The sequence below is a fragment of the Pseudomonas saponiphila genome (genome assembly GCF_900105185.1).
Taxonomy (GTDB): Bacteria; Pseudomonadota; Gammaproteobacteria; order Pseudomonadales; family Pseudomonadaceae; genus Aquipseudomonas; species Aquipseudomonas saponiphila.
Genome location: NZ_FNTJ01000001.1, coordinates 3,743,856 through 3,770,245 on the forward strand (window position 1 = coordinate 3,743,856; position 26,390 = coordinate 3,770,245).

General features: G+C 64.9%; 25 protein-coding genes. 15 read left to right on the forward strand and 10 right to left on the reverse strand.

Annotated features, from left to right (window positions below):
• Positions 1-85: 85 nt before the first annotated feature.
• Complete coding sequence (locus tag BLV47_RS17325; protein WP_092315531.1) at positions 86-631, reverse strand: cytochrome b; 546 nt, start codon at positions 629-631, stop codon at positions 86-88.
• 209 nt (positions 632-840) lie between these two features.
• On the opposite strand from BLV47_RS17325, the gene BLV47_RS17330 reads away from it, so the two are divergent.
• The 7 genes from BLV47_RS17330 to BLV47_RS17360 are packed head-to-tail and all read left to right on the forward strand — an operon-like array spanning position 841 to position 7,203.
• On the forward strand, positions 841-1,530 hold the full coding sequence (locus BLV47_RS17330) for a thermostable hemolysin (RefSeq protein ID WP_092315533.1): 690 nt from the start codon (positions 841-843) through the stop codon (positions 1,528-1,530).
• Positions 1,520-3,001: an AMP-binding protein gene (locus BLV47_RS17335; protein WP_092315535.1), complete on the forward strand. Its 1,482-nt coding sequence runs from the start codon at positions 1,520-1,522 to the stop codon at positions 2,999-3,001. Before BLV47_RS17330 ends, BLV47_RS17335 begins: the two co-directional genes overlap by 11 nt.
• On the forward strand, positions 2,998-3,672 hold the full coding sequence (locus BLV47_RS17340) for an iron-containing redox enzyme family protein (protein ID WP_092315537.1): 675 nt from the start codon (positions 2,998-3,000) through the stop codon (positions 3,670-3,672). Before BLV47_RS17335 ends, BLV47_RS17340 begins: the two co-directional genes overlap by 4 nt.
• Positions 3,659-4,468, forward strand: coding sequence for an SDR family oxidoreductase (locus BLV47_RS17345; RefSeq protein ID WP_092315539.1), 810 nt, complete (start codon positions 3,659-3,661; stop codon positions 4,466-4,468). Before BLV47_RS17340 ends, BLV47_RS17345 begins: the two co-directional genes overlap by 14 nt.
• Entirely contained in the window at positions 4,465-5,109 is a 645-nt protein-coding gene (locus tag BLV47_RS17350) for a tetratricopeptide repeat protein (RefSeq protein WP_092315541.1), read from the forward strand. Before BLV47_RS17345 ends, BLV47_RS17350 begins: the two co-directional genes overlap by 4 nt.
• Before the next feature lie 22 nt (positions 5,110-5,131).
• Entirely contained in the window at positions 5,132-5,794 is a 663-nt protein-coding gene (locus tag BLV47_RS17355; protein WP_092315543.1) for a response regulator, read from the forward strand.
• The gene (locus BLV47_RS17360) at positions 5,791-7,203 is read left to right on the forward strand and encodes an ATP-binding protein (RefSeq protein ID WP_092315545.1); all 1,413 of its coding nucleotides are present in this window, start codon (positions 5,791-5,793) and stop codon (positions 7,201-7,203) included. Before BLV47_RS17355 ends, BLV47_RS17360 begins: the two co-directional genes overlap by 4 nt.
• 28 nt (positions 7,204-7,231) lie before the next feature.
• Here the strand turns inward: BLV47_RS17360 and BLV47_RS17365 are convergent, their stop codons facing one another.
• Positions 7,232-7,606 (reverse strand): hypothetical protein, encoded by a 375-nt coding sequence (locus BLV47_RS17365; RefSeq protein ID WP_092315547.1) that lies wholly within the window; start codon positions 7,604-7,606, stop codon positions 7,232-7,234.
• A gap of 352 nt (positions 7,607-7,958) precedes the next feature.
• Here BLV47_RS17365 and BLV47_RS17370 point away from each other — a divergent pair, with 352 nt between their 5' ends.
• Positions 7,959-8,894 carry a phytanoyl-CoA dioxygenase family protein gene (locus BLV47_RS17370; RefSeq protein WP_092315549.1) on the forward strand — a complete coding sequence of 312 codons (936 nt, stop codon included), beginning with the start codon at positions 7,959-7,961 and terminating at the stop codon, positions 8,892-8,894.
• A gap of 6 nt (positions 8,895-8,900) precedes the next feature.
• Here BLV47_RS17370 and BLV47_RS17375 read toward each other — a convergent pair whose 3' ends face one another.
• Entirely contained in the window at positions 8,901-9,794 is an 894-nt protein-coding gene (locus BLV47_RS17375; protein WP_092315551.1) for a LysR family transcriptional regulator, read from the reverse strand.
• 133 nt (positions 9,795-9,927) lie between these two features.
• On the opposite strand from BLV47_RS17375, the gene BLV47_RS17380 reads away from it, so the two are divergent.
• The 3 genes from BLV47_RS17380 (at position 9,928) to BLV47_RS17390 (ending at position 14,531) form a co-directional block, all read left to right on the forward strand.
• Entirely contained in the window at positions 9,928-11,574 is a 1,647-nt protein-coding gene (locus BLV47_RS17380) for a GMC family oxidoreductase (protein WP_092315553.1), read from the forward strand.
• Between the two features lie 418 nt (positions 11,575-11,992).
• Positions 11,993-13,615, forward strand: a complete 1,623-nt coding sequence (locus tag BLV47_RS17385) for an MFS transporter (RefSeq protein ID WP_092315555.1) — start codon at positions 11,993-11,995, stop codon at positions 13,613-13,615.
• Positions 13,616-13,781: 166 nt separating this feature from the next.
• A complete protein-coding gene (locus BLV47_RS17390) occupies positions 13,782-14,531 on the forward strand; it encodes a glycine-rich domain-containing protein (RefSeq protein WP_092315557.1) in 750 nt (249 codons plus the stop codon).
• Positions 14,532-14,682: 151 nt separating this feature from the next.
• Here BLV47_RS17390 and BLV47_RS17395 read toward each other — a convergent pair whose 3' ends face one another.
• Both BLV47_RS17395 and BLV47_RS17400 read right to left on the reverse strand, forming a co-directional pair.
• Positions 14,683-15,318: an SUKH-3 domain-containing protein gene (locus BLV47_RS17395; RefSeq protein ID WP_092315559.1), complete on the reverse strand. Its 636-nt coding sequence runs from the start codon at positions 15,316-15,318 to the stop codon at positions 14,683-14,685.
• A gap of 116 nt (positions 15,319-15,434) precedes the next feature.
• Complete coding sequence (locus BLV47_RS17400; RefSeq protein WP_092315561.1) at positions 15,435-16,874, reverse strand: serralysin family metalloprotease; 1,440 nt, start codon at positions 16,872-16,874, stop codon at positions 15,435-15,437.
• A 281-nt stretch (positions 16,875-17,155) separates the two neighbouring features.
• Between BLV47_RS17400 and BLV47_RS17405 the strand changes: the two genes are divergently transcribed.
• Together BLV47_RS17405 and BLV47_RS17410 are read left to right on the forward strand one after the other, a co-directional pair.
• Positions 17,156-17,452 carry a hypothetical protein gene (locus BLV47_RS17405; RefSeq protein ID WP_092315563.1) on the forward strand — a complete coding sequence of 99 codons (297 nt, stop codon included), beginning with the start codon at positions 17,156-17,158 and terminating at the stop codon, positions 17,450-17,452.
• Positions 17,453-17,493: 41 nt separating this feature from the next.
• Positions 17,494-17,823, forward strand: a complete 330-nt coding sequence (locus tag BLV47_RS17410) for a DHCW motif cupin fold protein (RefSeq protein ID WP_092315566.1) — start codon at positions 17,494-17,496, stop codon at positions 17,821-17,823.
• A gap of 6 nt (positions 17,824-17,829) precedes the next feature.
• Here BLV47_RS17410 and BLV47_RS17415 read toward each other — a convergent pair whose 3' ends face one another.
• Positions 17,830-20,190, reverse strand: a complete 2,361-nt coding sequence (locus BLV47_RS17415; RefSeq protein ID WP_167365670.1) for a DNA polymerase II — start codon at positions 20,188-20,190, stop codon at positions 17,830-17,832.
• 569 nt (positions 20,191-20,759) lie between these two features.
• On the opposite strand from BLV47_RS17415, the gene BLV47_RS17420 reads away from it, so the two are divergent.
• Positions 20,760-21,089, forward strand: a complete 330-nt coding sequence (locus BLV47_RS17420) for a hypothetical protein (protein ID WP_092315570.1) — start codon at positions 20,760-20,762, stop codon at positions 21,087-21,089.
• A 147-nt stretch (positions 21,090-21,236) separates the two neighbouring features.
• On the opposite strand, the gene BLV47_RS17425 is transcribed toward BLV47_RS17420, so the two are convergent.
• From BLV47_RS17425 to BLV47_RS17440, 4 genes are all read right to left on the reverse strand, one after another.
• Positions 21,237-23,087, reverse strand: coding sequence for an amidohydrolase (locus BLV47_RS17425; RefSeq protein ID WP_092315572.1), 1,851 nt, complete (start codon positions 23,085-23,087; stop codon positions 21,237-21,239).
• Positions 23,088-23,117: 30 nt separating this feature from the next.
• Positions 23,118-23,696, reverse strand: a complete 579-nt coding sequence (locus BLV47_RS17430) for an antibiotic biosynthesis monooxygenase (RefSeq protein WP_092315573.1) — start codon at positions 23,694-23,696, stop codon at positions 23,118-23,120.
• A gap of 72 nt (positions 23,697-23,768) precedes the next feature.
• Positions 23,769-24,596, reverse strand: coding sequence for an alpha/beta fold hydrolase (locus tag BLV47_RS17435; protein ID WP_092315575.1), 828 nt, complete (start codon positions 24,594-24,596; stop codon positions 23,769-23,771).
• A 90-nt stretch (positions 24,597-24,686) separates the two neighbouring features.
• Complete coding sequence (locus BLV47_RS17440) at positions 24,687-25,328, reverse strand: hydrolase (protein ID WP_092315577.1); 642 nt, start codon at positions 25,326-25,328, stop codon at positions 24,687-24,689.
• 161 nt (positions 25,329-25,489) lie between these two features.
• Here BLV47_RS17440 and BLV47_RS17445 point away from each other — a divergent pair, with 161 nt between their 5' ends.
• The gene (locus BLV47_RS17445; protein WP_092315579.1) at positions 25,490-26,386 is read left to right on the forward strand and encodes a LysR family transcriptional regulator; all 897 of its coding nucleotides are present in this window, start codon (positions 25,490-25,492) and stop codon (positions 26,384-26,386) included.
• Positions 26,387-26,390: the final 4 nt, after the last annotated feature.

The window sequence follows — 26,390 nt, forward strand, 5'->3', positions numbered from 1 at the left end:
CGCTGGAACCGGCTTGCCGGCGGACGGGCCCCTGAGCCGCGCAACATCCTGACGGACGCCGTGCTCGGCAAAGGGCCCCCGCCGACTAGCGGCCCGGCAGCATGCGCTTGAGGGTGTTGTCGCCCACCCAGTAGTGGTGGAACAGCCCGGCCGCGGCGTGCAGGCCGATCAGCCAGTAGCCGGCATTGCCCAGTTGCTCGTGCCAGTGCTTGAAGAAACGCGCCTGGTCCGGGTCCACCGTCACCGGCGCGGCCGGCAGGAAGAACTCGAAGTACGGCACCGGCTTGCCCGCCGCCGAGAGCATCAGCCAGGCCAGCAGTGGCGTGGCGATCATCAGCCCATACAGGATCAGGTGCATCAGGTGCGACAGTCCGGTCTGCCAGGCGGCCGGCGCCGGAGAGATCGGCGGACGCGGCTTCAGGCGCGCCAGCAGGCGAATCCACACCAGGGCGAAGATGCTGATCCCGAACAGGCTGTGCAGTCCGAGAAACAGGCCTCGGGCCGTGCTGCCCCGGGGCATCAGGCCCTTGAGTTCGATACAGGCATAGACACCGACGAACAGCGCCAGCATCAGCCAGTGCATCAGGATCGACAGTCGCGCATAGCGCGATGGTACGGATTGAGCAGTCATACACAGTCCTCACGGTGATTCGGCACGCCTGAGTCATTCAGGTCGTCGCAGGGCCCGCGCAACGTCTTTTGCTGCCCGGGTGCGCCACCTTGCCGGGCCAGCCTTAAGGCAACCTGAAGAGCGCTGGGATGTCTCTTTGCCATCTTCAGATTGGGTTAAGAAAGCCTGCCGATACTCCTCCCCAACACGCTTCGGGAGGCTCTATATCCATGCCTGGCTTCGACTGCAACATCCACCTGCCGCTCAGCTTCGGCTGCGACGCCGCCACGCCCCTGACCCTGGCCCGCAGCTTGTCCGGGGAGCCCCAGCGCGCGGTTTTCGAAGCCTATGTCAGCCAGCGCTTCCGCCAGGTTCACGGCGCCAACATTCATCATTTCATGCCGCAGCTGTTCGGCCTCAGCGATCACCTGGGCGCGCTGTGCGCCGTCGCCGGGGTGCGCCTGGCCAGCAGCGGCCCGCTGTTTCTGGAGCGCTATCTGGATGCCCCGATCGAAACCCTGATCGACCTCGCCGCACAACGCCCGGTGGAGGGCCCGGTGGAACGCCAGGGCGTGGTGGAGGTGGGCAACCTGGCGGCCAGCGACACCGGCAGCGCGCGATTGTCGATCATCGCCATCACCTGGCTGCTGGCCATGGACGGCCTGGAATGGGTGGCGTTCACCGGCAACGTCGGCCTGGTCAACAGCTTCCATCGCCTGGGCCTGCGCCCCTTGACCCTGTGCGCGGCCGACCCCGCGCGCCTGGGTGAAGACCGTCATCACTGGGGCAGCTACTACCAGAGCCAGCCAGCCGTACACGTGGGCAACATCCGTGCGGGGTTCATCCATTTGCGCAACATGGGGATGTTCAACCGCCTGGGCCTGCCACTGTCGTTCGAGGAGAGCAGCCATGTCGCTTGAAGTGCAGCGTTTCAAGGAAGCGCTTCGTCAACACGCCGAACAAAAGACCGTCCATATCGCGCTCTGGGGTGATCGCCTGCGCCTGGACTACGCCACCCTCTACGCCGAGGTGATCTACCGCCAGCAACGCCTGCGCGATGAACAGGTGCAGGTCGTGGCGCTGGCCCTGGACAACGGCCCGGAACTGCTGCTGTGGGACCTGGCCGCGCTGTTCGAGGGCCTGGCCTGCCTGACCCTGCCACCCTTCTTCACCGACGCCCAGCGCCTGCACTGCCTGGAACAGAGCCGCGCCGAACTGCTGGTGGCCGAAGACGGCCAGGAGGCGGCGCTGCAAGCCGCCGGTTACCAACGCCAGGGCGAGTTCTGGCGCCGGCGTTTCGACGGACCGTCGAGCATGCCCCCGGGCACCGCGAAACTGACCTTCACCTCTGGCACCACCGGCACCCCCAAGGGCGTGTGCCTGGGCGCCGAGAGCCTGCTGCGGGTGGCCCGGGAGCTGGAGCAGGCCAGTCATTCCAGCAATCCGCGCCATCACTTGGCGCTGCTGCCGCTGGGGATTCTTCTGGAAAACCTGGGCTGCTACGCCACGCTCTACGCCGGGGCCACCCTCAGCCTGCCCAGCCAGAAGACCCTGGGCATCCAGGGCGCCAGCGGCGTCGACGTGCCGACCCTGCTCGGCTGCCTGGCCGAGCGCCGGGCCGAGAGCCTGATCCTGGTGCCTCAGTTGCTGCTGTTGCTGGTGAACGCCGCCGAGCAGCGCCAGTTCAACCCCGCCAGCCTGCGCTTCGCTGCGGTCGGCGGGGCCAAGGTGTCCCTGGAGCTGCTGCAACGGGCCCAGCGCCTGGGCCTGCCGGTCTACGAAGGCTACGGGCTGTCGGAATGCGCCTCGGTGGTGTGCCTCAACCGCCCCGGGGCACATCGCCCGGGCAGCGTCGGCCAGCCCTTGCCCCATGTCCGGGTGCACCTGGCGGCCGATGGCGAGGTGCTGATCGAAGGCTCACAACTGCTGGGCTACCTGGGACAAACCGACACTCTCGACGGCTGGTGGCACAGCGGCGATATCGGCGAGTTCGACAGCGACGGCTACCTCTACCTCAAGGGCCGCAAGAAGCATCAGTTCGTCACCAGCTACGGGCGCAACGTCAACCCCGAATGGGTCGAAGCCGAGCTGACCCAACGCAGCCACATTGCCCAGGCCTTCGTCTATGGCGAGGCCCTGCCGCGCAACCACGCCCTGCTCTGGCCGCACCGCGCGGATTGCAGCGACAGCCAGCTGGCCGCCGCCGTGGCCCAGGCCAACGAGGCCTTGCCCGATTACGCCCAGGTCCATCACTGGACCCGCCTGCAGCAGCCCTTCACTCCGGCCAACGGCCTCCTGACCGCCAATGGCCGGCCGCGCCGCGAGGCCATCGTCGAACACTACCGCGACCTGCTCTGCCCCCACCTTCATTCCGAGGAATCATCGTCATGAGTTTTTTCGACCAACTGCAAGCGGCCACCGCACAGGAGCGGGAGCACCTGTTCAACCTGCCGATCATTCGCGAAGCCGTGGCCGGCCAGGTCAGCCTTGAGGGCTACCGGGCCTTCCTGACCCAGGCCTATTACCACGTGCGCCACACCGTGCCGCTGATGATGGCCTGTGGCGCTCGCCTGCCGGAGCGCCTGGAATGGCTGCGCAGCGCGGTGTGCGAGTACATCGAGGATGAGTACGGCCACGAGCAGTGGGTGCTCAACGACATCGTTGCCTGCGGCGGCGAGCGCCTGGCGGTGCGCGACGGCCAGCCCTGCATGGCCATTGAATTGATGGTGAGCTTTCTCTACGACCTGATCGCCCGCGGCAACCCGGTGGGCCTGTTCGGCATGGTCAACGTGCTGGAAGGCACCAGCATCGCCCTGGCCACCATGGCCGCCGGTAGCATTCAGGAGAGCCTGCAACTGCCACAGAGCGCGTTCAGCTACCTGGCGTCCCACGGTGCCCTGGACATCGAGCACATGCAGACCTACCGGCGCCTGATGGATCGTCTCGACGATCCCGCCGACCAGGCCGCGGTGATCCATGCCTCCAAGGTGGTCTATCACCTGTACAGCGAGATGTTCCGCGGTCTGCCACGTGTCGGGGAGCGCGCCCATGCGTCTGTCTGATACCCGCGCGGTGCTCACCGGGGCCAGTGGCGGCATCGGTCTGGCCATCGCCGAAGCCCTGTGCGCCAGTGGTGCCCAGGTGCTGGCCGTGGCCCGGCACAAGGAACCCCTGGCGCCGCTGCTGGCGCGCTACCCCAACCGACTGTGCTGGGTCTCGGCGGACCTGACCTTCCTCAGCGACCGGCGCAAGGTGCTGCTGGCCGCCGAGGCCATCGGCGGCGTCAACCTGTTGATCAACGCCGCCGGAATCAACCACTTCGCCATGCTCGAACAGCTCGATGATGCCGAGATCAACGCCATGCTGGCGGTCAACATCGGCGCGCCGATGTGCCTGACCCGTCTGCTGCTGCCGATGCTGCAACAGGCGCCCAGCGCCATGCTGGTCAACGTCGGCTCCACCTACGGCTCCATCGGCTACCCCGGCTACGCCGCCTACTGCGCCAGCAAGTTCGCCCTGCGCGGTTTTTCCGAGGCCCTGCGCCGGGAGCTGGCCGATACCCGGGTCAACGTGCTCTATGTGGCGCCGCGCGCCACCCGCACCCGCATGAACAGCCCCGCGGCCCAGGCCTTGAACGCTGCCTTGAAAAGCAACGTCGACGATCCGCAGACCGTGGCCAACGCGGTGCTGCACGCCATCGCCGGCGACCACCGCGAGCTGTACCTGGGCTGGCCGGAACGGTTTTTCGTGCGCCTCAACAGCCTGCTGCCAAATCTGGTGGACCGCGGCCTGCACAAACACCTGCCGCTGATCCGGCGGCTGAGCATTCGATCCGAACGGGAGCACGAGGAACCATGAAAGCCCTGATCAGTGCATTGTTGCTGGCCTGCCTGAGCCTGCCCGCCTGGGCCCTGGATGCCGCCGACCAGCAGCGGCTCAACGGTATCCAGCAAGGCTGGGCGCACATTCAGTACCAGCTGCCGGCCGAGCAGCGGGCCGCGGCCTTCGAACAACTGGCCACGCAAACCCGGGCCTTCACTCAGGAGCGTCCTGCGCTGGCGGAGGCCTGGATCTGGTCGGGCATCGTCACTAGCAGTTGGGCCGGCGCCCAGGGCGGGCTCGGTGCCCTGAGCAAGGCCAAGGCGGCCAAGGCCGACCTGGAGCTGGCCCTGGGCCTGGACCCCAAGGCGCTGCAAGGTTCCGCCTACACCAGCCTCGCTGCGCTGTATGATCGCGTTCCCGGCTGGCCCATCGGTTTCGGCGACGCCGACAAGGCCGAGGAACTGCTCCAGCAAGCCTTGCAGCAAAACCCCGAGGGCCTGGATAGTCTGTACTTCTGGGGTGACCACCTGTATCGCCAGGGCCGCTACGGCGAAGCCCGGGTCGCCTTGCTCAAGGCCCTGCAGGCAGCGCCGCGCCCCGGTCGGGAAGTGGCCGATCAGGGCCGGCGCGAAGAGATCCGCGCCTTGCTGGCCGAGGTGGGCAAGAAAATCAGATGACCGGAACAGGACAGGAGTCGATGTGCGCTTACTACTGATCGAGGACGACCAGCCCCTGGGCGAAGGTATCCACCAGGCCTTGAGCCGCGAAGGCTACACCGTGGACTGGCTCAGGGACGGCAACAGCGCGCTGCATGCGCTGCTCAGCGAAACCTTCGACCTGGCCCTGCTCGATCTGGGGCTGCCGCGCCTGGACGGCCTGCAAGTGCTCAAGCGCCTGCGCGACAGCGGCTCGACCCTGCCGGTGCTGATCCTCACCGCCCGGGACGCCACCGAGGATCGCATCGCCGGCCTCGACGCCGGCGCCGACGACTACCTGATCAAGCCCTTCGACCTGGATGAGCTCAAGGCCCGGCTGCGGGCCCTGCTGCGCCGCAGCGCCGGCCGTGCCCGGGTGTTGATCGAGCATGCAGGCATCAGCCTCGATCCGGGCAACCAGCAGGTGCACTACCACGGCGAGCCGGTAGCCCTGACGCCCAAGGAATACCAGCTGCTCTACGAACTGCTCTCGCCGCCGGGCCGGGTGATGACCCGCGACCGCCTGGTGCAACTGCTCTACGGCTGGAATGAAGAGGCCGAGAGCAACACCCTGGAAGTGCACATCCACCATTTGCGCAAGAAGTTCTCCGCCGACCTGATCCGCACCATTCGTGGGGTGGGTTACCTGGTGGAGGAGCGTCGATGAACTCGATCCGCCGGCGCACCCTGACCCTGATCATCGGTCTGCTGTTCGCCGGCCTGCTGATTCTGACCAGCTTCAACCTGCACGACAGCAACCACGAGATCGACGAAGTCTACGATGCCCAGCTGGCGCAACATGCCCGGCTGCTGCTGGGCATCATGCGCATGCCCAACAGCAGCATCGATCAGGCCCAGCTGTATCACGCCTTCAACCTGGCCCTGAGCCAGGCCATGCCCCAGGTCGACGGCCACCCTTACGAAAGCAAGATCGCCTTCCAGGTATGGAACCGCAAAGGCAACCTGCTGGTGCGCACCACCAGCGCCCCCACCTATGCCCTGCAACCGTTGGCCCCGGGCTTCGGCACCGCTCTGGACCCCAACGACCATCAGTGGCGCACCTTCACCCTCGACGACCCGGACTCGGGCCTGCGGATCTGGGTCGGCGAGCGGGTCGATGTGCGCAGCGACCTGGTCAGCCGCATCATGCGCCACACCCTGTGGCCCAACGTCCTGGGCAGTCTGTTGCTGGCCGTGATCATCTGGCTGGCCATCGGCTGGGGCCTGCGCCCCCTGGCCAATATGGCCGCGATCCTGCGGGCGCGCCCCAGCGGCTCCCTGGAACCCTTGCACCTGGACCCCCTGCCCAGGGAGCTGGAACCCATGCAGGCGGCCCTCAACCGCATGCTGACGCAGATCCAGGAGCTGCTGGGCCGCGAACGGCGCTTCATTGCCGACGCCGCCCATGAGCTGCGCACGCCCCTGGCGGTGTTGCGGGTGCACGCGCAGAACCTGCTGCAAGCCGGTACCGAAGAAGAACGCCGGGCCTCCCTGGAATCGCTGATCCTCGGCGTCGACCGCGCCGGGCGCCTGGTCAACCAGCTGCTGACCATGGCCCGCCTGGAACCCAAGGCGCAGGTGCCCAGCGAACAGCTCATCGACCTGGCCCACACCGTGCGCGACAGCCTGGTGCAACTGACCCCATGGCTGCTGAACAAGGGCCTGGAACTGTCGTTCGACGTCGACGAACGCGCCTACCCGATCCGTGCCGAAGCGGCCTCCATCGATATCGCCCTGAACAACCTGATCAGCAACGCGGTGAACTTTTCACCGGCCAATGGCCTAATCAATGTGCGCCTGGCCCAGGTCGGCGAGCATTTCGAACTCAGCGTCGAGGACCAGGGCCCGGGCATCGACGAAAGCCAGCGCGAGCGCTTGTTCGAGCGTTTCTACAGTCGCGGCAACGTCCACGGCGCCGGCCTTGGGCTGACCATCGTCAGCGTCATCGCCCGGCACCTGGGCGGCCGGATCAGCCTCGACAATCTGCCCCAGGGCGGCCTGCGCGCCACCCTGTCGATCCCCTGCGATCAACCGCTGCAGCTGGGCAGTGCCTGGACGACGCGCCGCGAGCAATAGCCCGTGGGCGGGCGCCGGGACTGAACGCTCAGTCCGGCGTGGCCTTCGCGGACAGCGCGATCAAGTGCTCGCCGCAACCGAAGCCGCCCACCGCATTGTCGTACCAGGACACCTCCACCACCGCGATGCAGTCGTCATAGGACTGCCCCACCAGCGTGCCGTCGGCCTTGAACACCCGCAGGTAGCCGCCAACGCTGTAGCGCGAACTGTCGCCATCGCCGGGCATGGTCATGCTGGGAATCCAGGTGCGCCAGCTGAACAAGCGGTATTTCTGGTAGTAGAAGGCCTGGTCGGGGCTGTAGCCGCGGCCCTGATACGGCGTGCCGTAGTAGAACAAGCCGTAGGCCTGGTACGCCAGGAACAGCGCCAGTGCGGCGCCCAGAACGAGTTTGATTTTTTGCATCGCGAGGGTCGTTCCTTTTACCCGTGGGGTCTTCAAGAGGGGGCCGGTCCAGCGGGCTCAGGCAGGCCTGGACAAGTGCCTTGCACAGGGCCGGGCATGGTCCTGAGCGGCGGCATTCTAGAGCAATGGCGGCGCAAAAGAGAGCTGAGAATCGTGCGCGGCCAGGGCTGCCTGGCCCATGGGATCGACGCCGGGCCGGCTCGTTGACAAGCACCGTGGTGGCGCCGACCATCCGCCGCCGTCAGCACTGGCGGATGTCGCAAAGGCGTTGTTCGAGGTCGAATCCAGCCTGCCGGCCCAATGCGTGCTGTCCATACTCAAGGGCCTTGTCCCCTGGTAATGGAATGCCCTTGTGAACCTGCCACCGGTCCTGCCCGACATCACCCCTGCCCTGGTCAACCCGATACGCCTGGACCAGGACGATCTGCGTCACTTCAAGGAGCGTGGCTTCATCAAGTTGCGCAGTCTGTTGACCCCCGCGGCCATCCTGCAACTGCGCGAACTGGCCGACAGTCAACTGCGCGCAACGCCCTCGGGCGCCTCGGCCCATGGTGACGGCTTCAGTCGCCTGACTCACCGGGTGACCCAGGTCGGCATCCTTGAGCGACTCTATCGGCAACCGGCATTTACCCAAGTGCTGACCTCGCTCTGCGGCTGCCGGCTGATCATGAGCGAGGCCCAGAGCTTCGAGCTGGGGGTGGGACGCTCGGGTTTTGCCTGGCATTACGACTCGCTGAACTTTCGCTACATCCGCCCCCAGGACCCGGCCTTCAGCCTGTGGCTGCCGTTGCAGCCGATCCGCCCCGAGCGGCAGGGTGGCGGCATGGCCTGGGTGCCGCTGTCGCGGTTCTCGGCCCAGGCGAACTTCCAGTTCTCGCGCCTGTTGGCGGAAAAGCTGGCCCGGGGCGAGTCGATCGAGGATTTTTCCGCGCACCTGCGCCAGACCTACTGCACCCCCGGCCTACTCACCGACAGCTTCGAACAACAGCGCATCGAAGAAGCCTTCGAACCCGGCGACGCCCTGCTGTTCAGCAAGTACCTGTGGCACCGCTCCAGCCCGCTGCTGGCCGGCGACCTGGAGCGGCGCCAGGCCGTGACCTTGCGCTTGCTGGACTGGCGCGCGCGCCTCGATCCACTGCTGCTGGACGGCGAAACCCGCAGCGCCGGCGGGCTCGGCATGGGCCTGGACGGCGGCCCGCTGAACCCGGTGTCCTATGGCTCGCGTTTCGTCGATCTGCAGCCCGGGGCGCCGATCCGCAGCTCGGCCCATTGCGGGCCGATTCTCTGAGCACGGCTAGGGTTGGGGCCCCAGCAACACCTGTTGCTGGGCCGCGCACAGCTCCATCAGGTAGTCCCAGACCACCCGCAAGCGCACCGACTTGTGCAGCTCGCGGCGGGTGCTGATCCAGTAGGCGCGCTGGATGCTCTCGGCCGGCAACAGCGGCACCAGTTGCGGGTCGGCGGCGGCCATGTAGCACGGCAGCACGGCGATCCCCAGGCCGGAACGGGCCGCCTCCTGCTGGGCGATGACGCTGGTGCTGTGGAACACCACTTGCGGGTTGCGGCAGAACTGGTTGAGGAACATCAGCTCCTGGCTGAACAGCAGGTCGTCGACGTAGCCGATCCAGGCGTGGCGCCCCAGGTCTTCGCGGCTGCGCAGGGACGGCGCGCGGTCCAGGTAGCCTTGGCTGGCGTAGAGCGCCAGGCGGTAGTCGGTGAGCTTGCGGGTCACCAGCATGTCGGCGCTGGGGCGCTCCAGGTGAATGCTGATTTCCGCCTCGCGGTTGAGAATGCTGACAAAACGCGGCACCGCCACCAGTTCCACTTCCAGCCCCGGGTAACGCTCGAACAGCGCGGACATGCGCCCGGCGAGAAACTTCACCCCCAGGCCTTCGGTGACCCCCACGCGGATCTTGCCCAGGGGCGCGCTGGACTGGGTGATTTCCTCCTGGGCCAGCAAAGCGACGTTTTCCATGGCCTCGGCGTGCTTGAGCAGCGCCTCGCCAGCCGGGGTCAGTTGGTAGCCCTGGGCCTGCTGGACGAACAGCGCGGTGCCCAGGGCCTGCTCTACCGCCTCGATATGCCGGGCCACGGTGGCGTGGGTGGTGTTCAGCCGGCGCGCCGCGGTAAGCAGGCGCCCGCTGCGTTGCAGTTCAAGAAAGTAGCGCAGGTCGTTCCAGTCGAACATGGAAAATCCTTATCGATGTCGAGGTCGGCGATTGTTAGAAAACGCACAGCGGGTGGGCAAAAACTAACATTCTTTTAACGAAAGCTAACAACTAGGATGAGGCAACAAGAATCAGAACAAGAAGAGGTCACGGATGCTTCCCGCCTTTGACGCCTACGACTACATCGTGGTCGGCGCCGGTCCCGCCGGCTGTCTGCTGGCCAATCGCCTGTCGGCCAACCCCCAGCATCGGGTGCTGCTGCTGGAAGCCGGCGGTCGCGACAACTACCCCTGGATCCACATTCCCGTCGGCTACCTGTTCTGCATCGGCAATCCGCGCACCGACTGGTGCTTCAAGACCGAAGCCGAACCGGGCCTGCAGGGCCGCAGCCTGAGCTACCCGCGGGGCAAGGTGCTGGGGGGCTGCTCGTCGATCAACGGCATGATCTACATGCGCGGCCAGGCCGCCGACTATGACGATTGGGCCGCCGCAGGCAACCCGGGCTGGAGCTGGCAGGATGTGCTGCCGCTGTTCAGGAAAAGCGAGAATCACTTTGCCGGCGACAGCCAGCTGCACGGCGCCGCCGGCGAATGGCGGGTCGAGCGCCAGCGCCTGTCGTGGCCGATCCTCGATGCCTTTCGCACGGCCGCCGAGCAGAGCGGCATCGCCAGCATCGATGACTTCAACGGCGGCGACAACGAAGGCTGCGGCTACTTCCAGGTCAACCAGAAGGCCGGGGTACGCTGGAACGCCGCCAAGGCCTTTCTCAAGCCGATCGCCCAGCGCGCCAATCTGGTGGTGCTGACCGGGGTCGAGGTACAGCGGCTGATCCTCGAAAACGCTCGCGCCACGGCGGTACGGGCCTTCAGCCAAGGCCGTCAGGTGGACTTCAAGGCGCGCCGGGAAATCATCCTGTGCGCCGGTTCCATTGGCTCGCCGAGCATTCTCCAGCGCTCCGGAATTGGCCCAAGCGAGCTTCTGCAACGCTTGGGGATCGGCGTCAGCCATGCCCTGCCCGGGGTCGGCGGCAACCTGCAGGACCACCTGCAACTGCGCTTGATCTACCAGCTGGAAAACGCCCGCACCCTGAACCAGATCGCCTCCAGCCTGTGGGGCAAGATGGGCATGGGCCTGCGCTACCTGTATGACCGCAGCGGCCCGCTGTCCATGGCCCCGAGCCAGCTTGGCGCCTTTGCCCGCTCGGGCCCGGAGCAGACCCGGGCCAACCTTGAATACCACGTGCAGCCGCTGTCCCTGGAGCGCTTCGGCGAGCCCTTGCACAGTTTCCCGGCCTTTACCGCCTCGGTCTGCGACCTGCGCCCGCAGAGCCGCGGCCGGGTCGAGATCCGCTCCGTGGAAGCCGGCGCGGCGCCGTTGATCCAGCCCAACTACCTGAGCCACCCCGAAGACCTGCGGGTCGCCGCCGACGCCATTCGCCTGACCCGGCGCATCGTCGGCGCGCCGGCCCTGCAGCCGTTCAACCCCCGGGAATACCTGCCAGGGCCGCAACTGCAAAGTGAAGAGCAGTTGCATGAAGCGGCGGCGCGGATCGGCACCACCATCTTCCACCCGGTGGGCACCTGCCGCATGGGCAGCGACGCCGACGCCGTGGTGGACGCGCAACTGCGGGTGCACGGCATTCCCGGGTTGCGCATTGCCGATGCCTCGATCATGCCGCGCATCACCTCGGGCAATACCTGCTCGCCGACCCTGATGATCGCCGAGAAGGCTGCCGAACTGATTCTTGCCGGCGTCCCCAGGAACAGCGTCCAGCACAAGGAACCCGCCACCTCGACATGACCCTGAGATGGGAACCGGCTGGCCGGTGAAGGTGCCCCAAGGCCGGCGCTCGGCTCAAGGGCCTGTTCGCTGGCAAGCCAGCTCCTACGGAACGGCAGGAACAGATGCACCCGATGTAGGAGCCGGCTTGCCGGCGAAGGCGCACCCCAAGGCCGGCGACCGGCTAAAGGGGCTCTTCGCTGGCAAGCCAGCTCCTACGGGATGGCAGGAACAGGTGTACCCGATGTAGGAGCCGGCTTGCCGGCGAAGGCGTCTGCAAGGCCGGCACCTGACTCAGGGGCCTGTTCGCTGGCAAGCCAGCTCCTACGGTCGGCAGGGAAACGAAGGCTTAACGCGCGCGCGATAAGCCCGCAACAACGGCGCCGGTCACGGCGTCGGCAGTGGAACAACAACAATAATCACTGTAAGGAAGCCCCCCATGTCAGAACACGTACAGCCCCTGAACCCGACCCTGCAGGACACCACCGCCCATGGCGGGCAGAAGGTCATCTTCGCCTCGTCCCTCGGCACGGTGTTCGAGTGGTATGACTTCTTTCTCTATGGCGCCCTGGCGGCGGTGATCAGCAAGCAGTTCTTCGCCGGGGTCAACGACACCACGGCGTTCATCTTCGCCTTGATGGCCTTCGCCGCCGGCTTCGTGGTGCGCCCCTTCGGCGCCCTGGTGTTCGGCCGCCTGGGGGACATGATCGGGCGCAAGTACACCTTCCTCGCCACCATCATCCTCATGGGCATGGCCACCTTCGCCGTGGGCCTGCTGCCCAACTACGCCAGCATCGGCATCGCCGCGCCGATCATCCTGGTGGCCCTGCGCATGCTCCAGGGGCTGGCCCTGGGCGGTGAATACGGCGGCGCCGCGACCTATGTCGCCGAGCACGCGCCCCAGGGCAAGCGTGGCTTGCACACCAGCTGGATCCAGTCCACCGCGACCCTGGGCCTGCTGCTGTCGCTGCTGGTGGTGCTGGCCTGCCGTTACTTCACTGGCGATCAGTTCGAGGTCTGGGGCTGGCGCCTGCCATTCCTGCTGTCCATCGTCCTGCTGGGCATTTCCACCTGGATCCGCATGAGCCTGCACGAGTCGCCGGCCTTCCTGAAAATGAAGGAGGAAGGCCGTGCCAGCAAGGCGCCGATCCGCGAGTCGTTCGGCAAATGGGAGAACCTCAAGGTGGTGCTGATCGCCCTGTTCAGCATCAACGCCGGGCAGGCGGTGACCTTCTATGCCGCGCAGTTCTACGTTTTGTTCTTCCTCACCCAGTTCCTCAAGATGGACCCGGCTCTGGCCAACAGCCTGTTGATCATCAGCGTGGTGATCGGCGCGCCGATGTTCATCTTCTTCGGCTGGCTCTCGGACAAGGTCGGCCGCAAGCCGGTGCTGATGCTCGGCCTGTTGCTGGCCACGCTGCTGTACTTCCCGATCTTCAAGGCCCTGGCCCACTACGCCAACCCGGCCATCGACCAGGCCAGCCGCCAGGCGCCGATCAGCGTCAGCGCCGACCCGGCCACCTGCACCTTCCAGTTCGACCCGGTGGGCAAGGCGCGTTTCGACAGCCCCTGCGACAAGGTCAAGACCTTCCTGGTGAAACAGGGCCTGCCCTATAACAGCGTCGCCGCCCCCGCCGGCAGCCCGGTGCAGGTCAGCGTCGGCGAGGTGAAGATCGACGGCTTCGATGAAGCCGCCCTGCGCGGCGCGGTGACCCTGGCCGGCTATCCGCAGCAGGCCGACACCCAGAACGTCAACAAACCCATGGTGGTGCTGCTGATCGTGGCCCTGATCCTGATTGCCGCCATGTGCTACGGCCCGTTGGCGGCGCTGATGGTGGAGCTGTTCCCGACCCGCATCCGCTACACCTCGATGTCCCTGCCCTATCACATCGGCAATGGCTGGTTCGGCGGTTTCCTGCCGACCGTGTCCTTTGCCTTGGTGGTGTACACCGGCGATATCTTCTATGGCCTGTGGTACCCGGTGCTGATTACCGGGGTCAGCCTGGTGGTGGGGTTGCTGTGCCTGCGCGAAACCCGTGATGTGGACATCAACCATGGCTGACGAGGCCTTGTGCTTGTAGGAGCCGGCTTGCCGGCGAAGGCGTCCGCAAGGCAGGCACCTGGCTTGCGGGCCTCTTCGCTGGCAAGCCAGCTCCTACGAGGGACCGGCTTGAATAAAGCGCTGCTTTGCGCCACTGTCTCGGCACTTTTTCCGGCGGAGACCGAACATGCTGTTGATCCTTCCCGCAGTGGTGGCCCTGGCCTTGGTCCTGGTGTTATGGCGCCGTCAGAACGCCCTCCGTGCATTGCGCCGGGAAGCCCACATCCGCAATTTCACCTTGCCCCCGCGGTTGTTCGAACCGCTGCGCACCCAGCACCCGCACCTGAGCCTCAAGGACTGCCAACTGGTGGCCCAGGGCTTGCGCCAGTTCTTCCTGGCCTACCTCAAGAGCGGCCAGCGCTACGTGTCGATGCCGTCCCAAGTGGTGGACGACCTGTGGCATGAATTCATCCTGCATACCCGGGAATACCAGCAGTTCTGCAACCAGGCCTTCGGCCAGTTCCTCCACCACACTCCGGCCGCGGTGCTGGGCCGGAACGCCGAGCAGAAAAGCGATAACGGCCTGCGTCGGGTCTGGCGTCAGGCCTGCCTGGAAGAAAACATCAACCCCGCCCAACCCAGTCGCCTGCCGCTGCTGTTCGCCCTGGATGCCAAGCTGAAGATCGCCCGGGGCTTTCACTACGTTGCCGACTGCCAGTCCCTGCGGCGCCTGACGGACAACGCCAGCACGGCGGCCGTGGTGCACTGCGGCAGCGAGCTGTACAGCAGTTCCTTCGACAGCGACTCCTCCAGCGGCAGCAGCGACGGCGACAGCTCGCGTTTCGGCGGCGATGGTGACAGTGGCGGCGGCGATGGCGGTGGAGGCGACAGCGGCGGTTGCGGTGGGGGCGGTTGTGGCGGCGGGGGTGGCGACTGATCGCCCGGGGCCGCGCCACCGACAGCCCTCAGAATGGATTGCAGCCTGCCGCCTTCGCGGCTTCAGGCGATACCGTCGGACGGAACGGTCCAGGTTCCACAGGGTCTTGCCGCGGGTCTGCGGCGGCTGGGCGCGATGCCCAGCACCCACATCAGAGCGCGCGGGCGTGGAAAAAGCTGGGCGTTAGAACAAGTGGATCGCCAGCTCGAAAACGCTCTCCCCACACCATGACGTCCTCCTGCGATGGCAACAGCATGGGGCGTGATCGATACCCTTTGAGCAGGGCCTCGATGCCTTGGGCAAAATCATGCCCAACAAAAAGCATCATGGACGCGACCAATCCGTTCAAGAACAAACGGCCTTGGCTGTCCAGCCAGAGCTGTCCATGACCATGATGTACATCACCCAAGCAAACAAAGTCGGTGCGCAGCGCTTCTTGCCAGTCATCTACTTGTTCATCGGGGCACGCCGGACAGCCAAACTCGATGTCACTAGAGGCACACTCCTCCCCCGTGCCGATATGCCCTACGGTCAATTCGCCAAATGCTTGCAGGATGCGAAATGCCGGATGTGCGCGGGGTACGTGACTATCAACCACAACGGCCCTGCCAGGGACCCATCCGGCAGCTCTGAAAAACGGTTCTATGTTCGGAGTCAGGAGATTCATGCGGCGAAGATAATCAAAGTGCAGGAAAAACGCAAAAGCCCTGGATACGGCCCCTGCCGGAACGCTATCCGTTGCTCTGCGCAACAGCTCGACATCAACGGCTATCGCCGGCAACGCCATGGCCAACCCATCCCTGCCTCGGTCAAACCTGCCCGGGACCGGGGAGAACAAGGGGGGATAGGGGAAGAGTGATATGGAAGCGGCGCATCGCGCGCCGCTCCACTGTTTCCGATCGATCAGGCGATGATGTCGGTAACGGCCGCCTGGCCCACGGTGCCCACGGCGAAGTCCACCGCGCCATGGCCGGTGAGGTCGATCATCAGGCTGGTCTGGTTGGTTTCGGCGAAGTAGGTGAGGATCGCGTCGCCGGCGTGGCCAGTGAAGCCGCTGACGAAGTTCAGAGTGGCGCCGGTGGAGGCAAACAGGCCGCTGAGGTCGATCTTGTCCTCGCCACTGACGAAATCCATGATCCAGTCCGGCGCGTCGAAGGTCGAATCCGAGGCCGCGCCGAACACGAAGGTATCGGCCCCTGCCCCGCCCCACAGCGTATCGCCGCCACCACCGCCGTAGAGGATGTCGTTGCCGGCACCGCCTTCCAGGATGTTGGCCACGGCGTTGCCGATCAGCAGGTCATTGCCCGAGCCGCCGATGGCGTTTTCCACGGTCACGCCGTGGGCGATGGAGACGTTGCCCACCAGGCCGCCCACGTCGGAGAAACCACCCTCGTTGAGGTTGATCTTCTGGTTCTGGGTGAAACCGGAGAAGTCCAGGGTGTCGTTGCCGCCACCGTCCCACACCGCGAACACCAGTTTGTCGGCATTGGAGTGGGCACTGTAGAAATCTCGCCCGGTGTTGGAGTTGAAGCCGTACACCGTGTCGTCGGCGCGGGTTTCATGGTTGGCGCCATAGAGTTTCTGCACCGCGACGATATCGTCGAGCAGGGGTGCCGAAGCGTAGGCGCCACTGCCGTCCTTGCTGAAGTTCTGCCCGGTGTTGCCCTCGCTCCAGTAGCTCATCAGGCTGTAGCCGCGGGTGTCCTGGGCGTAGGTGACATCCTTGTAGGTGGGGTTGCCATTGCCGGCGTTGTACACGCCCGGATGGGACAGGCCCAGGGTGTGGCCGATCTCGTGGGTCAGGGTCTGGCGGCCGTAGTTGCCATTGCCCGGGGTTTCATTGACCCGGTACTGGTCGTTGATCAGGTACCAGGACTGGCCGTCATAGCTGCCGCCGGATGGCAGGTAGGCAAAGGCCGCGCCGCCGGTGCTGACGTTGTAGTTGCCGAAGGTCATGTGACCATCGCCGCCCTTGGCAGCCTCGCTGAAGGTGACGTTGGCCACGTCCGACCAGGACTGCAGGGACAACAGCGCCTGGGCTTTCTGCAGCGCGCTGAACTCGCTGAAGCTGCCCAGGGCCGGGTTGTAGTTGGCCGGTTTTTCTGTGAGGAAGCTGTAGGTCAGGTCGATCTTGCCGTCGCCATTCTGGTCGTGCCAGGACAGCCCCTTGCGCAGGATCGAATCCGCCGCCTGATCGGCGGTGAAGGATGGCTTGCCGTTCACCAGTGCGCTGCCACCGCGGTCATACAGGTGGCTGAAGGTCTGGACCTGCAGGTAGGCACTGCTGGCCGCTGCGTCGGGAAGGATCGCGTTTGCGTTGATTTGCGAGAGTGTCTTTGACATTGCTACGTCCTTGTTCAAGACAAAAATTTTCCGATAGAACAGACACGACCCCGCCTGCGAGATCGTCCTGTCACTCGCCCGTTGAGGCGCGGAAAACCTGACACATTCGTCAACTTGCAGTCCACGGTTTTTTTTGTCCGACAATCGTCCGAAAGCGCTCTGGCCCGGGGTCAATATTCCACTCGCGCGCCGCTGCGACAGCGGATAGGCTAAGCAGCAATCGGAGGCAGAAAACGCTCACGCCAAGCCCTGCCCCGCCGCTGTTCCATGAGGAGGCCGCGATGCGCAATATCCTGCTGCTGGGCACTTTGATGATCTTTTGCGGCGCTGCCCACGCCGAAGGCGTTCCGCTGTTCAACGTGTCCTGCCCGGGCAATCTGGCGGTCAGCGCCGACCAGGGCGGGCCGATCTACATCAACGGCAAGGTGGTCAAGAGCAACGCCGTGGATGACCGGCATTTCCAGGTCAAGACCGCGGAAATCACCCTGGCCATCAACGTCGAAGACGACGATTCGGTGACCGTGAAGTACACCGACAAGCACGGCGCCAGTGGTCTATGCGAAGCCGTGGACGATTGAGTCGCCCTCAGTCCTTTCTCCCTCAACCTCAAGAGCCGCGCATGCACATCAACGCACTCCCCTTCGCCACCACCGACTGGTCCAGCATCGAACCCACCGAGCATCGCGGCGAAACCGGCAGCGCCTTCTGGCGCACCCGGCAGTTCGGCGAGATTCGCGTGCGCATGGTGGAATACAGCGCCGGCTACCTGGCCGACCACTGGTGCTCCAAGGGCCACATCCTGCTGTGCCTGGAAGGCGAGTTGCACACTGAACTGGAGGACGGCCGGCGCTTCGTGCTGACCCCAGGCATGAGCTACCAGGTGGCGGACAACGCCGAACCGCACCGCTCGTTCAGTACTGTGGGGGCCAAGCTGTTCGTGGTCGATTGAGGCGCCTCAGAACAGCCCCATCTGGCCACCCACCAGGGTGCTGAAATCGTCCTGCACGAACGGCAGGATGGCGTCCGCCACCGGCTGCAGCTGCCGGGTCAGGTAGTGCTCGTAGTCGATGGCGGCGCGGCGGTTTTCCAGAGGTTCGGGGCCGGCCAGGGTGATCACGTAGCTGATCCAGCCGCCGTTCTGGTATTGCAACGGCCGGCCCTGCGCGCGGTTGTAGTCATCGGCCAGGCGCGCGGCGCGGACATGGGGCGGCACGTTGCGCTCGTAGTCGTCCAGCGGCCGGCGCAGGCGCTTGCGGTAGATCAGCAGGTCGTCCAATTGCCCGGCCAGGGTGCGTTGCACGTAATCGCGCACATAGCCCTGATAGGGCTGGCGGTGGAAGATCCGTCGGTACAGCTCCTGCTGAAATTCCCGGGCCAGGGGCGACCAGTCGGTGCGCACGGTTTCCAGGCCCTTGTAGACCATCTCCTGGCTGCCATCGGCGCGCTGCACCAGGCCGGCGTAGCGCTTCTTGCTGCCCTCCTCGGCGCCGCGGATGGTGGGCATCAGAAAGCGTTTGTAGTGGGTTTCGAACTGCAGCTCCAAGGCGCTTTCCAGGCCGTACTCCTGCTGCAGATGCTCGCGCCACCACTGATTGACGTGGGCCACCAGGGCATGGCCGATCAGCGCCGCCTGCGCCTCGTCATGCAGGCTGCCGAGCCAGACGAAGGTGGAGTCGGTGTCGCCATAGATCACCTGATGGCCCTGGGCTTCGATCAACTGCCGGGTGCGGGCCATGATCTCGTGGCCACGCAGGGTGATGGATGAGGCCAGGCGCGGGTCGAAGAAGCGACAGCCGCTGGAGCCGAGCACCCCGTAGAAGGCGTTCATGATGATCTTCAAGGCCTGGGACAGTGGCGCATTGTGCTCGCGCTTGGCCACCTCGCGACCCTCGGCGACCCGGGTCACGATCGCGGGCAGGCAGTGCCGGGTACGGGAGAAGCGCGCGCCGCGAAAGCCCGCCACCGAATGCTCCTCGTCCGGCTGGCGCAGGCCTTCCACCAGCCCCACCGGGTCGATCAGGAAACTACGGATGATCGACGGATACAGGCTCTTGTAGTCCAGCACCAGCACCGACTCGTAGAGCCCGGGCCGTGAATCCATGACAAAGCCGCCGGGGCTGGCCTGGGGCGGCAGCTCGCCCAGATTGGGCGCGACAAAGCCCTGGCGATGCATCAGCGGCATGTACAGGTGGGTGAAGGCCGCCACCGAACCGCCGCTGCGGTCGGCGGGCAGGCCGGTGACCGTGGCCCGTTCCAGGAGGAAGGTCAGCAGCTCGGTCTTGGCGAAGATCCGCGTCACCAGTTCGCAGTCCTTGAGGTTGTAGCGGGCCAGGGCCGGCTTGTCCTCGGCGAACATGCGGTTGATTTCATCCATGCGCTGGTAGGGGTTGTCGATCGACTTGCCCTCCCCCAGCAGGGTCTGGGCGACGTTTTCCAGGCTGAAGGAGGGAAAGCTCCAGGTCGCCGACCGCAGAGCCTCGATGCCGTCGATGATCAAGCGGCCGGCGGCCGAGGCGAAATAGTGGGTACGACTGCCATGCTCGCGCCACTGCATTTCCTCGCCGCCCCGCCCCAGGCGCAGCGGCACCGCCAGGCGCCGGGCATGTTCGTGGAGCACCCGCAGGTCGAACTGCACCAGGTTCCAGCCGATGATCGCGTCGGGGTCGTGCTCGGCCAGCCAGTGGTTGAGTTGCTCCAGCAACTGCTCGCGGCTGGCGCAGAACTGCAGGTCGAAATCCACCGGGCTGTCGTCTTCCCGGGCCTTGCCGAGCATGTACACCTGACGCTGGCCGCAGCCTTCCAGGGCGATGGAATAGAGCTCGCCGCGCTCGCTGGTTTCGATGTCCAGGGACACCAGCTTGAGGGTTGGCCGATAGTCCGGCGCCGGTTTCATCTGCGCTTCCAGCAACAGGCCGTCGGGCCCGGGCAGGCCGCCGAAAGAAACCGGGGCGGTGATGAAACGCTCCATAAGGTAGCGCTCGGGGGGGCGGATATCGGCCTCGAACACCTCGACGCCGGCGCGGCGCAGGGTCTTGTCCAGGCGCATCAGCTGATTGTGCTGCGGGCAGTACAGGCCCAGTACCGGGCGTTGGTGGAAGTCCCGCAGTTGCAGGGGGCGCAGCTCGACGTCCGGGTCGTCCGCCAGCAAGCGTTCGGCCTGAGGACGCTGCACCGCCGGAACAAAGGCCACGGAAGTCTGCAACGGCAAGCGGATCCGCTGCGGGCCCTGGTCGGTGGCCAGCCAGAATTCGACTTCCGTGCCCGCCGGCGTATCGCGCCAGTGCCGGGTCAGGACGAAGCCTTGTTGTACATCCACCACTGCAACCTCAGAGCCGTTTCAAGGCGCCGATTCTACCTGCCCCGATCGGCGATGGGGTGTCTGGATGATGGCTTTGCCGCTTTTGTCAGACAACATGTAGTGCTTGAAAATATTCACTACAAAACCGTTGACGCGAAGTTTTCGCCCTTGCATGATGCAGACGTCTCCCCGATCGGGGGACGAGGCAAAGGTGTTATGAGCAAGCTCGTCTGACCGCCGAGCTGTGACCCGGATGTGTACTGCCCACAAGGCAGATTGATGAAACTGACCTGGCATTGATCGTCCAGAACAAGGACTGGAAGCCGGCGAAAACTCTTCAAGATGCTTGTGGCCGATGGTGGGAATGTCGGCAGCTTCATCCAGGTTTACGCTGCTTCTCTTCGTTGTGACGCTATTGCGTAGCAGTTAATCAAGGCAACTACACGCATCAGGCTCTGGGCCTTATCTGTATCCGACAGACACCCTCTGTCGCCCTGTTTCCGGTATCAGGGTTCAACTTACCGACGTAGCAAGATGAATTAGCGAATCAACTTAGATAGATCGACAAATGGTCAAGGGGGCTACAAATGAATCTTAATAATCAACCCACTATTGATGAATTGGCACGTATGTTCGCTGCACAGAAAGACAGCCACGACAGCCACATCCTGTGGATTGCCAAGTCGGGCCAAGTGCACATCGACTGCCTGTCGCCCCATAGCCATGAAGCAGAGTTCGACCAGAACAACCGGGAGCTGGCGGCCCGCCTGAAGATGTACCGCCGCGGCCAGGGCTACGTCGGTAAGAAAGCCGCTGCCGACAAGGACTTCATCGGCCGGGTACTGGAGACCCTGAAAACCGAATGGCAGTCGCTGCGGGACAAATCGGAAGTTCGGGTTATTGATCGGTTTTGCTGAGTAGTGCGGTCAATACGTTAATGAATAAATAACTAGTGGCTGCAACATAAAAAAGGGCGCTCTTGAAGGGCGCCCTTTTTATTCATTCCAACTTGCCAGCGAAACTGACCTTCAGGACGACTTCGCCGGCAAGCCGGCTCCTACAGCTCAGAACGCAAAACACGAACACCCAAACGCCCCCCAGAACCCCTGGAAGTCACTCACCGGCACATTCGACATGCGCGCCTTCTGGTGTCCGTGGGCATGCACCGCGCAGGGTCCGCTGCACTGGTGCACCTGATTCTGCAAGGGTGCGTTGGGTTTCCAGTGCCCTGGCACCTTGGCCACCGGTGACCAGTCCGGGGTTACCGGCAGGCTCGGCGGGGCCAGTTTTTCGAAGTCGCCGGCCGCGTGAACCACCTTGCCGTCCACCAGGGTCAGCAGGGATTCGATCCACTTGATCGCCTCTTCCTCGACGCTGAAGTAGTCCGCCGACAGGGCCACCAGGTCCGCCAGTTGCCCGACCTTGATCTGGCCCTTCTTGCCCTGTTCCGAGGAGAACCAGGCGCTGCCATGGGTGTAGAGCTCCAGCGCGGTGTCGCGGCTCAAGCCCTGGGGATACAGCTCCAGGCCGCCAACCGTGCGGCCGCTGACCATCCAGTACAGCGAAGTCCAGGGGTTGTAGCTGGACACCCGGGTGGCGTCGGTGCCGGCACCCACCGGAATGCCTTCGGCGAGCATGCGCTGGATCGGCGGGGTCATCTCGGCGGCCTTGGCGCCGTAGCGTTCGACAAAGTATTCGCCCTGGAAGGCCATGCGGTCCTGGATCGCGATGCCACCTCCCAGGGCCCTGACCCGCTCGATGTTTTTCGGGCTGATGGTTTCCGCATGATCGAAGAACCACGGCAAGCCGTTGAAGGGAATGTCGCGATCAACCTTTTCGAAGACGTCGAGCATCCGCGAGATGGATTCGTCGTAGGTGGCGTGCAGGCGGAATGGCCAGCGCTGCTCCACCAGGTGGCGTACCACCGGTTCCAGCTCCTGCTCCATGGTCTGCGGCAAGTCGGGACGCGGTTCGAGGAAGTCCTCGAAGTCGGCGGCGGAGAACACCAGCATCTCCCCTGCCCCGTTGTGCCGCAGGAAGTCGTCGCCCTGGCCGTAGCGGACACTGGAGGTCCAGTGCTTGAAGTCCGCCAGCTCTTCCTTGGGCTTCTGGGTGAACAGGTTGTAGGCGATGCGCACGGTCAATTGCTGCTTGGCCGCCAGTTCGTTGATCACCTGGTAGTCGTCCGGGTAGTTCTGGAAACCGCCACCGGCGTCGATGGCGCTGGTGACCCCGAGACGGTTGAGCTCACGCATGAACTGGCGGGTCGAGTTGACCTGGTATTCCAGCGGCAGCTTGGGCCCCTTGGCCAGGGTCGAATACAGAATCATCGCGTTGGGCCGGGCGATCAGCATGCCCGTGGGGTTGCCATTGCCGTCGCGGACAATCTCGCCACCGGGCGGGTTCGGCGTGTTGCGGTCGTAGCCCACCACCCGCAGCGCGGCGCGGTTGAGCAAGGCCCGGTCATACAGGTGCAGGACGAACACCGGGGTGTCCGGCGCCGCCTGGTTCAGTTCCTCCAGGGTCGGCATGCGCTTCTCGGCGAACTGGAATTCGTTCCAGCCGCCCACCACTCGCACCCACTGCGGCGCTGGGGTGCGCAGGGCCTGTTCCTTGAGCAGGCGCAGGGCATCGGCCAGGGATGGCACGCCTTCCCAGCGCAGTTCCAGGTTGTAGTTGAGTCCGCCGCGGATCAGGTGCAGGTGCGAGTCGTTGAGCCCGGGGATCACCGTGCGCCCCATCAGGTCGATGACCTGGGTTGCCGCACCACGCAGGGCCATGGCCTCGGCGTCGTTGCCCACGGCGATGAAGCGTCCGTCCTTGATCGCCACCGCGCTGGCTTGGGGCTTGGCCCGGTCCACGGTGTGCAGGCGGCCATTGAACAGAATCAGGTCGGCAATTGCATTGGCTTGCATGGCATTGCTCCAAACAAAGGAATGAGGGAATCAGGCCGCGCTGCGCGGTTGCAGCCAGCGGCTGAACAAGCGCGTGACCCGGGGCATGAAGACGTAGACCACCAGCAGCACGATGCTCAGGGTGATCAGCACCGTGGCCGGCACATAGCCGCCAAGCCAGGGCAGTTGAGCAAACACCGGCTTCCACAACTGCGGCACCAGGAAGCTCAGCGGCAAAATCACCAGGAAGGTCACGCAGGCCTGTTTCCAGCGCGGTGGCGGGGTCGGCGTAGCGCCGTCCTGAGGGGTGAACCAGAATTCGCGGTCGGCGTTGATTTCGGTCTGGTCGCCGTCGGCCAGCAGGTGCTGGGCCTGTTGCACCAGCTCGCGGCGGTCGGCGGAGTCCAGCCAGTTCTGCAACTGCTCGGTGCTGGCAAAGCGCAGCACGCTGGTGAACAGCCCGAGGCCGCCGCTGTGGCCACGGACCACGTCGATGCCCAGGTGCCCCGGGTAGCTGCGGGCCTTGGCGATGATCTGCCGCAGCCAGATTTCATAGGCCTGGTCCTGGCCCTGCTTGATCCGGTGGCGCACCAGCAAGGTCACGACACCGTCGGTGAGTTCGATATTCATCAGAGGGCTCCAGCGTCCGAAAGGAGATCGCGCCGGGCGCAGCAGCGCTGCACCCGCGCGTCACAGTTAAGCTCAAGGTTGCTGGATGAACGTCAGCAGATCGTGGTTGAGCCGCTCCTTGTGGGTGTCGGTCAGACCGTGGGGCGCACCGGGATAGACCAGCAGTCGGGCGTTGGCGATCAGCTTGGCCGAAGCCCGGCCCGCTGCGTCGATGGGCACGATCTGATCATCGTCGCCATGCACCACCAGGGTCGGAATATCGAAACGTTTCAAGTCTTGCGTGAAGTCGGTTTCGGAGAAGGCCTTGATGCAGTCGTAGGCATTCTTGTGCCCGGCCTGCATGCCCTGCAGCCAGAAGCTGTCGATCATGCCCTGGGACACCTTGGCCCCCGGACGGTTGAAGCCGAAGAACGGGCCGCTGGCGATGTCCTTGTACAGCTGCGAACGATCGGCCAGGGCGCCAGCGCGAATGCCGTCGAACACGTCCAGCGGCAGGCCCCCGGGGTTGGCTTCGGTCTTGAGCATCAGCGGCGGCACCGCCGAGATCAGCCCGGCCTTGGCCACGCGTTCGGTTCCATGGCGGCCGATGTAGCGCGCCACTTCGCCACCGCCGGTGGAGAACCCCAGGAGCACCGCCTCACGCAGATCCAGATGCTCGATCAACTGCGCCAGGTCATCGGCGTAGGTGTCCATGTCGTTGCCGTGCCAGGGCTGGCTGGAGCGACCGTGGCCGCGTCGGTCATGGGCGATGACGCGGTAGCCGTGGTCGGCCAGGAACAGCATCTGCGATTCCCAGCTGTCGGCGCTCAGGGGCCAGCCGTGGCTGAAGACCACGGGCTGACCGCTGCCCCAGTCCTTGTAATAGAGTTCGGTGCCGTCGCGGGTGATGAAGGTGCTCATGTCAAATGTCCTTATGTTCGAGAGATAAACACCGGACACCGACGGCGTCCGGTACATCAGGTCCTGGCTTTTTCGCCGGCAAGCCGGCTCCTACAGCTGACGTTGCGGCGCCTTGTGCACCATGCTGTAGGCGTAGTCCACGCCCATACCGTAGGCGCCGCTGTGCTCCAGCACCAGGCCCATGACCGCCTCGTAGGTGTCCTTGTGCGCCCAATCACGCTGGTACTCCAGCAGCACCTGCTGCCAGGTCACCGGCACCGCGCCGGCCTGGATCATCCGCTGCACGGCCATGTCGTGGGCTTCCTGGCTGGTGCCGCCGGAGGCGTCGGTGACGATGTACACCTCATAGCCTTCGGCCAGGGCTTCCAGGGCCGGGAAGGTCAGGCAGACTTCGGTCCACAGCGCGGCCATCACCAGCTTCTTGCGCCCGGTGGCCTTCACCGCTTCCACCAGTTTGCGGTCCTCCCAGGAGTTCATCGACGTGCGTTCGATGGGTTGCTGGCCGGGAAACACCGCCAGCAGTTCCGGCCAGATGTAGCCGCTGAAGCTCTCGGTTTCCACCGAGGTGAGGATGCTCGGCACGTTGAAGATCTTGGCCGCCTTGGCCAGGGCCACGGTGTTGTTCTTCAGGGTCTGGCGATCGATCGATTGCACGCCGAAGGCCATCTGCGGCTGGTGGTCGATGAGGATCAGGGCGGAGTTGGCTGGGTTGAGCAATTCACGAATGGACATGGCGCGTTCCTTTTGCAGTCAGAGAGTGAGGGTCGAACATGACCGGCTGATGGCGCCGCTTGCGCCTCTTTGCGTCCGGCTTGGTGGCTAATTTAGGCCCTGGTCGAAAACGGAACAATTCCCTAAAATCGGGAATCATTGATTCCAAATTAGGGACAATCATGGACCGTATCGAATGCATGCGCGCTTTTGTCGTCACCGTTGATGAGAACGGCTTTGCCGCCGCCGCCCGGGCCATGGATGTGCCCCGTTCCAAGGTCAGCAAACAGATCCAGGCCCTGGAAGAGGCCATCGGCGTGCAACTGCTGCAGCGCACCACCCGCAGCCTGCACCTGACCGAGGCCGGCGCCGAGTACTACGAAAACGCCCGGGAGGTACTGGCAGCCCTGGACGAGGCCGAACAACGAGCCCGGGACGGCGTCGCCGAACTGCGCGGGGTGTTGCGGGTCAATGCGCCGATGTCCTTCGGCCTGCGCCGGCTCGGGCCGCTGGTGCCGCTGTTCCATGAACAGCACCCGCTGATCGAGTTGCAACTGGTGCTCAGCGACCAGCAGGTGGACCCGGTGCGCGGCGGTTTCGATGTCACCCTGCGCATCGCCAGCCTGCCGGATTCGTCGATGGTGGCCCGGCAGCTGGCGCCGGCACCGCGGATCATGGTGGCCTCCCCCGCCTATCTGGCCCGAGCCGGCACTCCCCTCCAGCCCAAGGACCTCAGCAGCCACCAGTGCCTCAACTACGGCTACCTGCAAAGCGGCGTCAGCCTGCAACTGAGCAACGGCAGCGACACCCAGCGGGTGCACGTCACCGGGCCGCTGCACGCCAACAACGGCGACCTGCTGGCCCAGGCCGCCGAGGCCGGCATGGGTATCGCCCTGCTGCCGGATTTCATCGTCGAAGAGGCCCTGGCGGCCGGACGCCTGGTGCCGGTGCTGTGTGAATGGCAGGCGCCGCCCATCAGCGTCAACGTGGTCTACCCCTCGGCGCGGCGGGTGCCACAAAAGACTCGGGTGTTTATCGATTTTCTGGTGGGGCATCTGACGAAAAAAATCTCAGCTTGATCAT

What these genes read in the sequence shown, in the direction of transcription:
- BLV47_RS17420 (WP_092315570.1), top strand. Translation starts at nt 20,760, where the DNA reads ATGAATCTTAATAATCAACCCACTATTGATGAATTGGCACGTATGTTC.
- BLV47_RS17400 (WP_092315561.1), bottom strand. Translation starts at nt 16,874, where the DNA reads ATGTCAAAGACACTCTCGCAAATCAACGCAAACGCGATCCTTCCCGAC.
- BLV47_RS17430 (WP_092315573.1), bottom strand. Translation starts at nt 23,696, where the DNA reads ATGAATATCGAACTCACCGACGGTGTCGTGACCTTGCTGGTGCGCCAC.
- BLV47_RS17445 (WP_092315579.1), top strand. Translation starts at nt 25,490, where the DNA reads ATGGACCGTATCGAATGCATGCGCGCTTTTGTCGTCACCGTTGATGAG.
- BLV47_RS17350 (WP_092315541.1), top strand. Translation starts at nt 4,465, where the DNA reads ATGAAAGCCCTGATCAGTGCATTGTTGCTGGCCTGCCTGAGCCTGCCC.
- BLV47_RS17440 (WP_092315577.1), bottom strand. Translation starts at nt 25,328, where the DNA reads ATGTCCATTCGTGAATTGCTCAACCCAGCCAACTCCGCCCTGATCCTC.
- BLV47_RS17330 (WP_092315533.1), top strand. Translation starts at nt 841, where the DNA reads ATGCCTGGCTTCGACTGCAACATCCACCTGCCGCTCAGCTTCGGCTGC.
- BLV47_RS17340 (WP_092315537.1), top strand. Translation starts at nt 2,998, where the DNA reads ATGAGTTTTTTCGACCAACTGCAAGCGGCCACCGCACAGGAGCGGGAG.
- BLV47_RS17365 (WP_092315547.1), bottom strand. Translation starts at nt 7,606, where the DNA reads ATGCAAAAAATCAAACTCGTTCTGGGCGCCGCACTGGCGCTGTTCCTG.
- BLV47_RS17410 (WP_092315566.1), top strand. Translation starts at nt 17,494, where the DNA reads ATGCACATCAACGCACTCCCCTTCGCCACCACCGACTGGTCCAGCATC.
- BLV47_RS17345 (WP_092315539.1), top strand. Translation starts at nt 3,659, where the DNA reads ATGCGTCTGTCTGATACCCGCGCGGTGCTCACCGGGGCCAGTGGCGGC.
- BLV47_RS17380 (WP_092315553.1), top strand. Translation starts at nt 9,928, where the DNA reads ATGCTTCCCGCCTTTGACGCCTACGACTACATCGTGGTCGGCGCCGGT.
- BLV47_RS17405 (WP_092315563.1), top strand. Translation starts at nt 17,156, where the DNA reads ATGCGCAATATCCTGCTGCTGGGCACTTTGATGATCTTTTGCGGCGCT.
- BLV47_RS17325 (WP_092315531.1), bottom strand. Translation starts at nt 631, where the DNA reads ATGACTGCTCAATCCGTACCATCGCGCTATGCGCGACTGTCGATCCTG.
- BLV47_RS17385 (WP_092315555.1), top strand. Translation starts at nt 11,993, where the DNA reads ATGTCAGAACACGTACAGCCCCTGAACCCGACCCTGCAGGACACCACC.
- BLV47_RS17395 (WP_092315559.1), bottom strand. Translation starts at nt 15,318, where the DNA reads ATGGCGTTGCCGGCGATAGCCGTTGATGTCGAGCTGTTGCGCAGAGCA.
- BLV47_RS17435 (WP_092315575.1), bottom strand. Translation starts at nt 24,596, where the DNA reads ATGAGCACCTTCATCACCCGCGACGGCACCGAACTCTATTACAAGGAC.
- BLV47_RS17390 (WP_092315557.1), top strand. Translation starts at nt 13,782, where the DNA reads ATGCTGTTGATCCTTCCCGCAGTGGTGGCCCTGGCCTTGGTCCTGGTG.
- BLV47_RS17360 (WP_092315545.1), top strand. Translation starts at nt 5,791, where the DNA reads ATGAACTCGATCCGCCGGCGCACCCTGACCCTGATCATCGGTCTGCTG.
- BLV47_RS17375 (WP_092315551.1), bottom strand. Translation starts at nt 9,794, where the DNA reads ATGTTCGACTGGAACGACCTGCGCTACTTTCTTGAACTGCAACGCAGC.
- BLV47_RS17425 (WP_092315572.1), bottom strand. Translation starts at nt 23,087, where the DNA reads ATGCAAGCCAATGCAATTGCCGACCTGATTCTGTTCAATGGCCGCCTG.
- BLV47_RS17335 (WP_092315535.1), top strand. Translation starts at nt 1,520, where the DNA reads ATGTCGCTTGAAGTGCAGCGTTTCAAGGAAGCGCTTCGTCAACACGCC.